Origin of the sequence: Arachnia rubra (genome assembly GCF_019973735.1) — a bacterium.
In the GTDB taxonomy this organism is placed as follows: Bacteria; Actinomycetota; Actinomycetes; order Propionibacteriales; family Propionibacteriaceae; genus Arachnia; species Arachnia rubra.
The window spans coordinates 2,677,167-2,690,337 of record NZ_AP024463.1; the positions used below are offsets into that span (position 1 = coordinate 2,677,167).

At 63.5% G+C, this 13,171-nt stretch carries 11 protein-coding genes; 6 read left to right on the plus strand and 5 right to left on the minus strand.

From position 1 onward, the window contains the following. Positions 1-225: 225 nt before the first annotated feature. Complete coding sequence (locus SK1NUM_RS12210) at positions 226-1,398, plus strand: hypothetical protein (RefSeq protein ID WP_212322358.1); 1,173 nt, start codon at positions 226-228, stop codon at positions 1,396-1,398. A 258-nt stretch (positions 1,399-1,656) separates the two neighbouring features. Here SK1NUM_RS12210 and SK1NUM_RS12215 read toward each other — a convergent pair whose 3' ends face one another. From SK1NUM_RS12215 to SK1NUM_RS12230, 4 genes are all read right to left on the minus strand, one after another. Next, the gene (locus SK1NUM_RS12215; protein WP_223927565.1) at positions 1,657-4,866 is read right to left on the minus strand and encodes a DEAD/DEAH box helicase; all 3,210 of its coding nucleotides are present in this window, start codon (positions 4,864-4,866) and stop codon (positions 1,657-1,659) included. A 347-nt stretch (positions 4,867-5,213) separates the two neighbouring features. Further along, positions 5,214-6,167 (minus strand): NYN domain-containing protein, encoded by a 954-nt coding sequence (locus tag SK1NUM_RS12220; protein WP_212322359.1) that lies wholly within the window; start codon positions 6,165-6,167, stop codon positions 5,214-5,216. A 211-nt stretch (positions 6,168-6,378) separates the two neighbouring features. Continuing rightward, positions 6,379-6,990 (minus strand): MBL fold metallo-hydrolase, encoded by a 612-nt coding sequence (locus SK1NUM_RS12225; protein ID WP_212322361.1) that lies wholly within the window; start codon positions 6,988-6,990, stop codon positions 6,379-6,381. Continuing rightward, positions 6,987-8,111: an S-(hydroxymethyl)mycothiol dehydrogenase gene (locus tag SK1NUM_RS12230; RefSeq protein ID WP_212322363.1), complete on the minus strand. Its 1,125-nt coding sequence runs from the start codon at positions 8,109-8,111 to the stop codon at positions 6,987-6,989. Before SK1NUM_RS12230 ends, SK1NUM_RS12225 begins: the two co-directional genes overlap by 4 nt. A 195-nt stretch (positions 8,112-8,306) precedes the next feature. On the opposite strand from SK1NUM_RS12230, the gene SK1NUM_RS12235 reads away from it, so the two are divergent. The 5 genes from SK1NUM_RS12235 to SK1NUM_RS15260 all read left to right on the plus strand — a co-directional run bounded on the left by SK1NUM_RS12235 (position 8,307) and on the right by SK1NUM_RS15260 (position 12,416). Beyond that, entirely contained in the window at positions 8,307-9,230 is a 924-nt protein-coding gene (locus SK1NUM_RS12235; RefSeq protein ID WP_212322365.1) for a TIGR01777 family oxidoreductase, read from the plus strand. 111 nt (positions 9,231-9,341) lie between these two features. Beyond that, positions 9,342-10,061: a class I SAM-dependent methyltransferase gene (locus tag SK1NUM_RS12240; protein ID WP_212322367.1), complete on the plus strand. Its 720-nt coding sequence runs from the start codon at positions 9,342-9,344 to the stop codon at positions 10,059-10,061. 149 nt (positions 10,062-10,210) lie between these two features. Beyond that, positions 10,211-10,801 carry a TetR/AcrR family transcriptional regulator gene (locus SK1NUM_RS12245; RefSeq protein WP_223927567.1) on the plus strand — a complete coding sequence of 197 codons (591 nt, stop codon included), beginning with the start codon at positions 10,211-10,213 and terminating at the stop codon, positions 10,799-10,801. Positions 10,802-11,211: 410 nt separating this feature from the next. Further along, the gene (locus SK1NUM_RS15255) at positions 11,212-11,667 is read left to right on the plus strand and encodes an ABC transporter substrate-binding protein (RefSeq protein ID WP_263407054.1); all 456 of its coding nucleotides are present in this window, start codon (positions 11,212-11,214) and stop codon (positions 11,665-11,667) included. Positions 11,668-11,678: 11 nt separating this feature from the next. Next, positions 11,679-12,416 (plus strand): ABC transporter substrate-binding protein, encoded by a 738-nt coding sequence (locus tag SK1NUM_RS15260; protein WP_212322373.1) that lies wholly within the window; start codon positions 11,679-11,681, stop codon positions 12,414-12,416. On the opposite strand, the gene SK1NUM_RS12255 is transcribed toward SK1NUM_RS15260, so the two are convergent. Continuing rightward, positions 12,411-13,166, minus strand: a complete 756-nt coding sequence (locus tag SK1NUM_RS12255; protein WP_212322388.1) for a transposase family protein — start codon at positions 13,164-13,166, stop codon at positions 12,411-12,413. The genes SK1NUM_RS15260 and SK1NUM_RS12255 overlap by 6 nt on opposite strands. Positions 13,167-13,171 lie beyond the last annotated feature (5 nt).

The following is a 13,171-nucleotide window of genomic DNA, read 5'->3' on the forward strand; positions in this document are numbered from 1 at the left end:
GGACGACAAGAGTCGAGACATAGCTTTGCCTTTATGTCAACTTTTCAGCCGACCGGCCAGGCGCGAAACCGCAGCCTCAGGAGAGCACCGCACCGTAGAACTGCCGACCGCAAGAAGGTCAATGCCAGACCTAGTGATCCACAACTTCCCGGCCCAGGAGCTCGCCCAATTCCACCGCCGTAAATCGAACCTTCTACCGGCCCTGCCCTTCAGTACGCTCGTCGCATGGACCGCGAGGAAGCTATCAGGATCTTCTCCCTTCATCCCGGCGTCGAGATCGTGCATCGACCGCCGCAGGAGCTGGCGGACCCCGGGATGGTGGTTGTGCGGTTCGAGGACGGCGAGATGCATGGGTTCAACCCAGACGCGTTACCCCAGGCCGATCCCGGTGAGAGCGAGAAGGAGTTCATCGCGAGGGTCCACCGCCACATCGACTCCCAGCACGTTCCTGGCAGGCTCGACAACCACACCCCCGAGACGGCCGTCCCCGCTCCCCGCAGCGCCCGCTACTACATGCCAGGACGGCTCCAGGCCGGCGTGGTGGGATGGTTGAGCGACTTCATCGGCTTCGGCCTCGCCATCGCCGAGCCGGACACGCTGCGCATGGTCATGGAGTCCGAGCTGCCCACCGACCGGAGCGAGTTGGACAATTTCCAGTTCCAGAGCCGGGCCCTGATGAACCTGCACGAGATGACCGAGGGCATGCCCGTGAGCCAGATGGGCCTGGGCCCGGACGTGCTGCGGGTCACAGCCCCCTACGGGCATGAGATTGCCTGGTTCGCAGACCCCGGTTATATGCAAGAGGTGTTGCTCCGCTTTGCGCTCCGGACCCACTCGGAGTGGGCGGCCATCCCCGCGCGCTGCAATGACCTGCTGCTCGTCAACACGGAAACCGACCAGTGGGAGGCGTTGCTCGGCGAACTAGAGACCATGGCCAAGGACCGCAAGAGCATCCATCCCGTCCCGTACGTGGTGCGGGATGGTCGCTGGGTGGAGCACATTCCGCGGCTACCCCAGCCACTGCACCGCCGGTTCCAGGAGATCAAATGGCGCGTGGAAAGCGAGATCCATTCCTTCCACCGGCAGCAACTGCAGGAAACCAACGACGGCGAGGTGGATCTCATCGCCACATTCGAGGGCGAGATCATAGACGGCACCGACGATCTCGTTTCCTTCGCCGTCGTCCCTACGGCCTTGGAACGCACCAGCATTCCGAAGGTCGACCGGGTCTACTTCGTGGTCTCCGGCATCGAACAATACTGGACACGCTTCGACGACCTGCGCCAGGACCTCCCCCACCTGGTCAGCCCGCACCCCGGCACCCATCCACCTCGCCACATCATCAGCCGGCCCAACGCCCAGGACTACGCACGCCTGCACCACTGGAAACCGAGCTGAACACAGCCGGTTGGAGACGGCCAAGTGGCCGGTGGTTCTCTGGACCGCCGCTTAAGGAGTGAAAAATTTCGTGACATTCCCGCCCCGGGACCCGTCTCAGTGGTGAAGCCATCACTCGATGGACGAACAGACGACCACCAGGGAGACAACATGGCCAACCACAACAACGTTCCGGGTGCGGGCTGGCAGAGCTGGGTCTTCGACGTGAGCATCCGGGTTACAGTCGCCCACGTTGAATAGGAGTGAATGCGCCCTGGATTAACTCAGTTCTCTGGAGAGCTGCCGGAAATAGTTGTACTCCGACCATGTCTTGCGGTCGCCGATGACGAACAGCCGGCGTTGTGCCCGGCTGGCTGCGACGTTCACGAGGTTGACGGTCGCTGACGCCCAATCTTTTGCACCCGGCTTGTCCGGATCACCGCCCAGCACCAGGAAGACCACCGGGGCCTCTCTCCCCTGGGCTGTGTGAATGGTGCCAGCGCGAAGCCCGGGGTATCGCCTCGTCAACGACTCCAGCTTGTTGGCGACATCACGGAACGGCGAGATGGCTATCACCTGCGACGCGGGCACGCCTTTCTGCTCCAGATATTTGATGGCCTTCTCCAGGCGCGCTATCTGGTTGACCTGCAGGTGGGTTCCGGGCGTCGGCGCGGGTTCGTCGACCCAGCTGCTCGGAGTGACCAGGGGGCCGTCCGGGGTTTCGTCGAATGGTCCCGGCTCGCTGGTGCTGCTTTTCCGGGGCGGCACCCCATTGACCATGATGTCGTTGTAGGCGATCTTGTTGCACAGGGTGAACATCGGGTCGTCGCAGCGGCGGTGAACCCTCAGCGGGGCGCTGACCCAGACCTCCTCCTCGCTCTGCGGCAGAGTCGTCCCGAAGCAGGAGACGCGGTCCGCGAGGGTCTGGACGGAGGCCAGCGGCGGAATCCACACCGGCGAAACCCCGTAGGCGCTGGCGATGTCCCGCCTCGCTTTCGGTGGGATCGTGACCACAGGCTCAAGCTGCAGCGGGTCACCGACCGCAACCACCCGTTGCGCACGCCAGATCGCGCCAACGGCGTACTGCGGCGATGCCTGTCCCGCCTCGTCGATGAGCAGCCAGCCGATCGCCTCCCGGCCCAGGCCAGCGAACATGCGGCCGACGGACGCGAAGGTCGTGGAGATCAGGGGCACGACCAGGAAGAACAGCTGCCAGGCGGCGCGCAGCTTCTCCGGTTCCAGGTCGCGGGGATAGCTTCCCGCGACGACATCACAGGCAGCGCGGAGTCCGTGTTCCATCTCGCCTGCCGCATTAGCCAGGAAGTCCTGGTGGAGTTGAAGCGCGGCGAGGAACAGCTCCGAGCGGGCAGCGTCGATCTCGGCGTCAAGCCAGGGCGCGTGGAGTTCACGCTGGTCGCCGGTCCAGGTCTCGTCCGGGTAGCCGGGCGCATAACGCTCACGGTCCCTGGCGCACTGGGCACGTAGCTCAGCCAGTTCCGCGCGGACCTGTGCCAGGTGGGTGTTGGCCGCGGTCAGGTCGGCGCGAAGCTGCATCATGCGGTCGCGGAGCTGGCCGGCTTGCCGCGCGACCTCGTTCCTGGCCTGCTCCGCGGCACTAAGGTCGGCGGCTATCGGGGCGAGGTCGGCGCGCCAGGCCCGTATAGCGCGGCCCAGCGTGAAGACGACCTCAAGGAAGCCCGGTTTGACGTCCCGGTGGCGGTCGTAGCGGGTAGTGGCCTCGGTCACGAGCGCCTCGGCCTGCCCCAGCATCGGCGTGTACCTGCTTAGCTCGACCTCCGCGTTCTGCAGGATGACGCCCAGGCGCCTGATCGTCGACCGCAGGTCCTCCTCAGCACGGACCAGCTCCGGGAGACGCTGCATGCGCTGCTGTGCCTGGCGTCGCTGCTCGACCAGGGCGTCAACACGCTGCTCGGCCTGTTTGAAGTCGCGGCGAGCCTGCTCCCAGGTCTTGTGTGGGACGTCACCTTTGCGCCACTGCTGCAGACGGGTCTGCATCCGGATGCCGTCGTCATGGGTGGCTCCCTTGGTGCGGGGGTCTTTCTTGTCGAACCAGAATGCGGAGCGGAAGGCACCGCGGTTGCGTTTGTTGCCGAGCCGGGCGGCCACCAGTCCCCAGGCCAGCTGCGCCGGGATCGTTTTGCCGTCGTCGTCGGTCACGTTCGCCAGCACGGCGGAGGCGATCTCGGCGAAATAGTCGGCCTTGTCTCGCCACCGCTGGTCGATGGCCGTTCGCGCGGGGATCTCGGCGGTCACGTTCTCGACGGCGGAGTTGTTCGCGGACGCGACGACCATCTCGAATCCGGTCAGCTCCAGCCGGAGCTGGCGCACGCTGCGGTTGTGGCCGCCGTGCCCTGTCCACCTGTGGGTCGTGGTGGTGAACGCGTCCCCGGGACGCTGGAGTGAGGCCAGGCGGCGAGCCCGCTCGACGACGTTGCCGGCCAGGATGTCGCGCAGCATCGTCGTCTTCCCCGTGCCGGGCGGGCCGTTGACTCCCATCAGGCCACGCGTGGGCGCCAAGTCGTTGAGCGCCTGGTTGACCGCGAACTGCTGGCTCAGCGCCAGGCCGTGGCTGGGATTCGACGGCCAGCGTCCCTTGGGAAGCCTATCGATCGCCACGCCGGCGTCCACGGCCTGCGGCTGCTTCACAATATCCACGCGGTCGCGAACGTTGAGGCGGTCGTCGCTGGTCAGATAGGCCGCAAGGGCATCACCGGCGCCAGCTGAGCCGCCGATATTCCTGCGCACCGTGGCGAGGTCGTCCAGGTAGAAGCTGTTGAGGAAGTCGATGTCGGTGGGCGGTTCGGAGCTGTTGACCACGACAGCCCGCGACTGGATGACGAAACCCCTGACCGTCAGGTCCGGGGCTCTCGCGATCCCAGAGACCTCGCGAGCGATGTCCAGGAGTGTGTGAAGGGAGTCGGCATCGTGTGGGAGCGCTGTGTCGATGCCGGCGGAATCGTGTCTTTCGCTCTCACATTCGTCGACGGCCTTCATGAAGGCCTGCGCTGCCTCGGGAAACCCGTCGGCCCAACCTGGGTGACGCGGACCGGGGTTCTCAATGCGGGCGACGGCCCACAGCGCCGAGGACAGCACCGCCGACTCGGGGACGATGCTGCCGGTCTGGTCGATGAGCAGTCCGGCGCAGGCACTTCGCCCGCTCGGACGCTCGTCGTATGCCTCACGGTCCTCGCCGAATGCCCGGTGCAGCCACTGGTAGGTCGCCTCCAGGTCGTACAGCCCCAGGTAGAGCGTGTGTTGCCAGACCCGTTTCCTATTGCCAAGCGGCGGCGGGGGTGGCAGCATCTCCCACGGCAGCGGTTTGGGGCTCTCCCACTCGACGACCCGCTGGTCGGCAGGACGCTGCGCCCCGTGCGTGGGTTTCGGGACCTTCTGCGGACTGAACAGCTCCAGCATCCACCAGAACCGCAGGACATCTTGCTGGTCACTACCGGTCCGAGAGGTTCCCATGCCTCCATCCTGCCCCAGCCATGATCTCCGCAGGGGGAACTGCGCAACTCGCAGACGTCCCAGTGGAGATCTCAGCCCATTGCCCGGTTTCTTCCAGCGTGCCGAACAGCCACCCCGGCTGAAAGTAGGTCGTAGTCACCGAACAGGTGATCCCTTCAAAGCCCAGCGCCTTCCCGCCAAAGAAGATGACATAAATAGCCATCGTTCCTTGAAGATCTATTCAGACCTACGAGAAGCCAGGTTTGACAACGAGCTTGCCGTCCCGCGGACTATTTGTTGACATGCTTCAGCGTCACGGATATTTATTGTCTTTCCGCCTTGTCGCGGCTGGATTCTGAAGAGAAAGTTCAGTCTTCACCATCGACTGCCACCCACAGCTGGGCGCGGAGTTTCACCCGGATCTCGTCGCTCAGGTAGTAGTCGCCGAGGGCGTCGGACAGATCGACCAGCAGGGCCCGGTCGAGTTCCCGGGGGATGGTGGGACGCCCTTCCCGGAGTTCCTTCCGCTGCTCGGATGTGGCGGTCGCCGACCAGGCACGGTACGCCTTCCCGACGACGTCGATGATGGCCTGCTCAACCTCGGCTGAGTCATGCTGGTACGTGGGCGCTATGTAGGGCTGGACCCCGCCGCCTCCGCTGTAGGCGGTGATCGATGCTGTCTCTTGCATCGGCGCTGCGCGCCGCGCGAGGTCGAGGGGGCTCGGCGGGCGTGCGGCCCGGGCCGCCAGCCCATCAGCCAGTAGTCGTGGCTGGGCGACGGCCTTGGTCACCGTGGTCTCCAGGATGCTGCCCTCCAGGACCTCGACGCCATCGGCGGCCTTGGTGAGATAGCCACTGACGCCGTGCGGCTCCCCGGACTCCGTGGGAACGGCCAGGACGAAGACCTGGACCCCCTGAGCCTGAGCCTCCTCGACCGCCTCCGTCAGGTCACCGTCACCAGACAGCAGGTAGATCACGTCGACCGCATGATTGCGGGAGTGCCCGACCATGTCCAGGCCGATCCGCAGGTCGACGCCCTTCTGCTCGCCCACGACACCGACGTGCCCCAGCCGCAGCTTCACCTTCGGCAGCACAGCGACCTTCTCATGCTCCGGTTCTGCCGCGCCGTTCTTGCCGGCGTCATACCAGTAGACCCGCAGCACCGGCAGCCCAGCGCGCTCCTCGACCAGCGCGATCAGCTCAGAGACCAGGCCCGCGTAGTCGACTTTGATACCGCGCCGTAACGACGACCCGGTGACGCGGGTCGCTGCGGCCGCCATGAGATAACCGGCATCGACAAAAATCGCTGACTGAGAACGCATGATCTCCCTACTAGCATCCTGCGTGCGTGGAAAAGAAGGCCCAATGAAGCCGAGTGGGCCAAATCCTGATCTTCTCGTGTGAGAGCACCCGGTGCTCATAACCTAAGGACAGAGCAATACGACCAACCCCGCCCATCGGGCTCAAGACTACCATCGGCCTCCTGTCGGTCGCGGTCCGCCACGGCGTTCAGATGCAATCCCGGCACAAAGCTCAGGCGGAGGCCAGGACACGCCTCTCCTCACCGATGGTGGTGTCCTGCCCATGACCCGGTTTCACCACGGTGCCAGGAGGCAGCGTGAGCAGCCGGTTCCGGATCGACGCCAGGATGGTGTCGCGGTCGGAGAAGCTGCGGCCGGTCGCGCCAGGACCGCCGCGGAACAGGGTGTCGCCGGTGAACACCACCCCGAGCTGCTCAGAGTAGAGGCAGCACGACCCGGGGGAATGCCCGGGCGTATGCAGCACCGTCAGCTCCACGTCCCCCACCAGCAGCCGCTGCCCGTCCCTCAGCTCCCCACCGGGCGGAAGACTGTGCACCTGATGCCACAACACCAGGTCGTCCGGATGCAGCAATACGATCGTATCCACGACGTCGGCCAGCTCCCGCGCGACCCTCACGTGGTCGTCGTGGGCGTGGGTGCAGACGATCGCCAGGACCCGGCGACCGCCGATGACCTCGCGGATCGCCTTGACGTCGTGCGGGGCGTCGAGGACGATGCACTGGTCATCGTCGCCGATCACCCATACGTTGTTGTCGACGTCGAAGGTCTCGCCATCCAGCGAGAAGGTGCCGGCGGTCACGCCATGGTCAATCCGCACGCTCATGCCGCGATCTCCTCAGGCTCGTCGGGTTCGCCGGAAGCTCCCAGAATGACCACCGAGCGCAGCACCTCGCCGCGTCCCATCGCGTCGAATGCGGCCTCGACGTCCTCAAGACCGATCTCCTCGCTGACGAAGGCATCGAGTGGAAGACGACCGTCCTGGTACAGATCGACCAGCATCGGGAAGTCGCGGTCGGGAAGGCAATCGCCATACCACGAGGACTTCAGCGACCCACCACGGCTGAACACATCCGCCAGGGGCACCTCCAGCCTCGCCTCCGGATCCGGCACCCCAACCAGGACCACGCGCCCCGCGAGGTCACGGCCATGGAAGGCCTGCAGCCAGGTCTCGGGCCTGCCGACCGCGTCGATGACGACATCGGGGCCGAAACCGTCAGTGAGCCTGCGCATCTGCTCGATGGGATCCTCACGCCGCGAGTTGATGCGCTCGGTTGCGCCCAGTCGCGCGGCGAGATCCAGCTTGCGGTCATCCACGTCGACGGCAATGATCTTGGCGGCCCCGGCCAGGCGGGCCCCGGCGATCGCAGCTGCGCCGACTCCCCCGCATCCAATCACCGCGACGGCCTCTCCGCGGCTGACCTCGCCAGTGTTGATCGCGGCGCCGATACCAGCCATGATCCCGCAGCCGAGCAGAGCCACCGCCGCTGGCCGCGCAGCGGGATCGACTTTGGTGCACTGTCCCGCGTGCACGAGGGTCTTCTCGGCGAAGGCCCCGATCCCGAGGGCCGGGGTCAGCTCGGTGCCGTCCTGGAGCGTCATCTTCTGGGTGGCGTTGTGGGTGGCGAAGCAGTACCAGGGTTTCCCACGACGACAGGCCCGGCACTGCCCGCACACAGCCCGCCAGTTCAGGATGACGAAGTCACCGGGCGCGACACTGGTGACACCATCACCCACACTCTCCACAATGCCGGCTGCCTCGTGCCCCAGCAGGTAGGGGAATTCGTCACCGACATGGCCGTCCCGGTAGTGCAGGTCGGTATGGCACACCCCGCAGGCCAGGACCCTAACGACGACCTCATCGCGTCCCGGATCGGGCAGATTGATGTCGGCGAGCTCGGCCTCCGCGCCTTTGTCGCGGGCGATCACTCCCTTGATGAGCTGCACGGTTCTCCCCTTCGCGTCAAACGGCTACGCCTCCATCTTGAGTCAAGACAGCGAACCTGTGTGGTATCAGTGCCCACCCCGCGAGTCGCCTGTGTGGATGCTGGCGCTGGCGGCCTTTATGGCCGGGCGCCTGTAGGGCGGTACGATCACCGGAAGCCAGGCCCTCACAGCACCAGTCCCAGGAGAGGAGGGTCCATGACTCCTAGACGAGTGGTCATCTCGGGAGCATCGGGGCTCATCGGGTCCGCACTGGAGTGTTCGCTGCGCGCCGACGGCATCGCGATCACCAAACTGGTGCGCACCCAGCCGCGGAACGCCGACGAGATCCCCTGGGACCCCGCCCGTGGTGTCCTCGATCCTGACGCGCTGGCGGGCGCTGAGGCGGTCGTGAACCTGAATGGAGCGAGCATCGGGAAACTGCCATGGACCGCCGCATACCGACGGACTCTCCATGAATCTCGCATCCAGCCGACCCGCACCATCGCCGCGGCCATCACCTGGCTGGGGCGTCACGCACCCATGCTGGTCTCTGCCTCCGCCGTCGGCTTCTATGGTCATCGCCCGTCGGAGAGACTCCGGGAGGACTCCGGGGCCGGGGACACCTTCCTCGCCAACCTCTGCGCTGCCTGGGAGGCAGAGGCGCTGAAAGCCTGCCCGTACACCGATGTCGCGCTGATCCGTACGGCGGCGCTGCTGCATCCGCAGGCGGTCCTGAAACCCATGATGTCGCTGACGCGGTGGTTCCTCGGCGGACCGCTGGACAGCGGCAGACAGCAGTGGCCCTGGCTGTCGCTGGAGGACGAGGTCCGGGCGATTCGTCACGTCATCGACCACCGCCTGAGGGGACCGGTAAATCTCAGCGGCCCCACCCCGGCCAGCGGCGCGAATATCGGCAGAGCACTCGCAAAACGCCTCAATCGTCCCTATGTGTTGCCCACCCCCGCACCGGCGCTGCGCCTACTACTAGGCCGTGACGCCGCCGACTCCCTACTGCTCGCCGACGCTCACGTCGAACCCGCGGTACTCCTCGAATCAGGTTTCACCTTCACACATCCGACCGCGGAAGCGGCAATCGAGGCGGCGCTGCCCAGTTCATCGAGACCGACATCGCCTTCGTAAGGATTGGATAGTATCAGTTTGTCACTAAATAGGGTCTCACAGCAGTGAGCGTGCGGAGGTCACACCGTCTTGAAATCTCGTTCACCAGAACCAATCGCAGAAATCATCAGCTTGTGGGAAAGACAGCAGGATGCCTACGTCGCCCACCGCGCGCAGCGTTTCAACATCATGTTGGACGCCATCAGCTATACCCACCCAGAGGTCAGGCTGGTTCTCGACATCGGCGGTGGCCTTGGTTCTTTCTCCAAACTCATCCTGCAACACTTCCCCAACGCGACGGTTCTCACTCTTGATTACGACCCCGCCCTGCTGAAGCTGGCCCGCCACAACCTGCACGACTACACGCGACGTTCTAAGATTGTGGAGGCAAACCTGGTCGATCCCACATGGCCGGAATCACTCGGCCGGGCTGAGCCAGAGGTGATCGTCTCAAGCACCGCTCTCCACTGGCTCTCGTCTGCAGAACTAGTCGCCCTGTATGAACAGCTTGCCGGGATCCTTCCTGCAGGTGGCCTGTTCTTCAACGCCGATCATCTCTCCCACACCACTGCCGGAGCCTTCTTCCATACGGTCAGCGCCGCCGACGACGCACGCCAGCAGAGCGTCTTCGACTCCGGGGTTCCCGACTGGGCTGACTGGTGGGACGAGCTACGCGAAATCGACGGCTTCGAGCACCTGATCGCGGAACGCGACCGCCGGTTCGCAGGCGGGACCGACAATCAGGATGCCACCGCCGCCCTACACATCGAGGCCCTCCGTGTCGCCGGCTTCACCGAGTCGGGCACGCTCTGGCAGTATTTTGATGATTATGTCGTCTACGGGGTCCGCTGACTCACCTGCTGTCCTGGCGGCCTCAGGCCCCGGCACTCGGTGCCACCACTTCCAGCACAACCCGCGCAAGCGTCCAGTTATCACGGCCATCAACCGGAACGCTGACACCTCCTTTGGAAAATGAACATGCACGATGAGAGTGAGGGACAATGGCGGACACCGGGAGAAAACAGCGAATTGGAAGGCCCCCCACAGTCTCACGCGAAGAAATAATCAAGGCAGCCCTCGGAGAGGGAATATCCAAGTTTTCCATGCTGTCCGTGGCCAAGCGGCTAAATATCACTCATGGAGCCCTATACCGCTACTTCCCGTCTCGCGACGAACTGGCCATCGCGGCAGTCGACACGGTCATCGAGAGAGCCTGCTGGGACGATACCGCGACACAGTGGCGCGAGCTCCTAACCGGATATGCACGATCATTGTGGTTGTTGTGCCAGGCGGCCCCCGGCCTGGCCGAGTGCGCACTGAATCTGCCGCGCGACTCACAGGCCATGAGCCGGATAGTGGATAAATACGTCCGGCGTCTGAGCCAGTGCGGCGTCAGACGTGAGGACGCGACGGTGGCGGTTGGTCTGATCACCGAGGGCGCGCTCCTCAGCTCTCTACTGCCACGACGAGGGGATGCTCATAGGACCACCGCTGCCAAGGACGCGACCTTGGAGGAGACCAGCGAGCTTGGCGGACTTGCTCAGAAGCTGGCACTCATCCTGGATGGTGTCGCACATCGCCTGACCTGCTGATCCAACACCTGCTGGCCTGCCCACAACACCCGTCAAAAGCCTTGTGAAGTCTTATACACCACTTAATGACAGTGTGATACTATCGCGACCCCAGGACAGGGTTGCCTGCCTAAGCAGCACGTGATGAGGCGTCGCGCACCCCGACCTGGACCAGACGAACTTCCTCGGAATATGTACTCAGAGCTAGTAGGAGCCGATCTTGAAGAAGCGACTCGCAGCCCTCACAGCAGCGGTGCTGACGACGGTCATGATGCTGACTGGTTGCCAGCAGGGTGGGGCCAGCACAGACGGACAGTCACCTACGATCCAGAGAACACACGGCAGCGATGAGGCCGTGATGTACCTCGGCCCCCCTGGCCGAACCCGAAATGGGCTTTGACCCCACGCTGGGATGGGCGAATGTGGACGGGGTGAGCATCTTCCACTCGAACCTGGTCCACCTGGACCAGGATATGAAGATCCAACCCGACTTAGCGACAAGCTGGGAACTGGCATCTGACGGCATCACCTATTCCTTCACCTTGCATCCCGAGGCGCGCTTCTCGGATGGGTCACCCATCACTGGCAACGACGTCAAGTTCACCTATGAAAAGGCGATCGAACGTGGATACGTGGGTGGGATCGACACCATCGAATCAATAGAAGCACCCGATGACCATACGGTCGTCATGCGACTCAAAGACCCTAACTCCCTCTTCATCTACGCTGTCGCCAGACTGGGAATCATCCCGGAGAGCGGTTACTCCAATGACTACGGGAGTAAGCCGGTCGGTTCTGGACCTTATCGGCTCATTCAGTGGGATAAGGGACAGCAGCTGATAGCTGAGGTCAACGAGCACTATTTCGGCCAGCCCCCCCCTCGCTGAAGAAACTGACAGTGCTGTTTCTCAGCGAGGAGACGGCACTTGAGTTCGCCAAATCGGGCAAGCTAGACCTCTACAGCACCCCGATCATCTTCTCTGGTGAGCAGGTGCCCAATATGCGAACCCTTGAGCTGTCCAGTGCTGACCGTCTTCACATCTCGCTGCCCAATACGGCTCCAGGTGAGACCACCAGAGAGGACGGCCTGCCCGTGGGCAACGCAGTCACCTCCGACCCGGCCATCCGGAAAGCCCTGAATGTTGGGATCAACCGGCAGGAGATCGTCCAGGGTGTCCTGGGCAATCATGGCAGGCCTGCGTTCGAGCTTGTCTCTGAGGACATGCTCTGGTGGAATCCGGAGACCGCCTTCACCGACAGCGATACCGAGAAGGCACAGCAGATTCTCGCGGAAGCCGGCTGGCAGGACACCAACGGCGACGGAATCGTTGAGAAGGACAGCGTGCCCGCCGAATTCGACCTGCTCGCCGCCGCCGACAACAAGACCTACCAGGCCTTGGCCATGGTGGTGGCGCAACAGGCGAAGAAATTTGGCATCAACATCAACGTCTCTGCCAAAAGCTGGGATGAGATCGACAAACTGATGTACGCCAATCCCTTCGTGCTGCTATGGGGGTCGAGAGACCCGATCAACGTCGAGTTCCTATACCACAGCACGAAAGCAGGAATGGGCTATCACAATACAAGTTACTATTCGAATGAGACAGTCGACCAACACATTGAGGCTTATTCATAGGGTGTAGGCGAAGATGAGTCCCGTGACGGCTTGTATTGTGGTTTCGAAGGTGTTGTAGGGGCGACGGTAATCGGTGTGCAGGACACGCCATGTTTTGAGGTTCGCGATGACACGTTCGATGAGGTAGCGGACGCGGTTGATGGTTGTGTTGTTTCTCCTGTCGGTGTTGGTGAGTTCGCCATGGGCGGGTTTCTTCGCGGGGGTGATCATTCCCAATCCGATGTAGCCCTTGTCTCCAATATGCGTCGTGGTATCAAGTGTCTCGAGGAAGCCGGATTCCTTGATTGCCTTTGCGTCATGCACGCTACCCGGCAGGGGTGGGGAGATCCAGGCGAGGTGTCCTGCTAGGGTGCAGGCCACTTGCAGGTTCACCCCTGTGGTGTGGTGTTTGCCTGAGTACAGCTCGGGACGCTCGTGCCACGACCAGCAGGACACCAGAGTACCGTCGATGATGTACTGGCGGTTCGGGTCGAGGTCCCCCACGCCGGGCACCCAGGCTTGGAGGGCCTCGGCGATCAAGGGAGTGTAGACCGCCACCACTCGTGAGATGGTGGCTTGGGAGACCGTGTGGATGTTGGCCAGCAACTCCTGGGTGAGGTTGTGTCTGAGTGTTAACAAAGTGACTTGGATACAGCGGAACAAGCCTAGGACACGGGATCCTGCTGCGGGAAGGTTTCCGGAACGGGATGTGTGGATCAGTTCGCACAGGTTGAGGATCTGGTCGCGGTCAAGGCTTGTGGTAGTATTCACGGCAG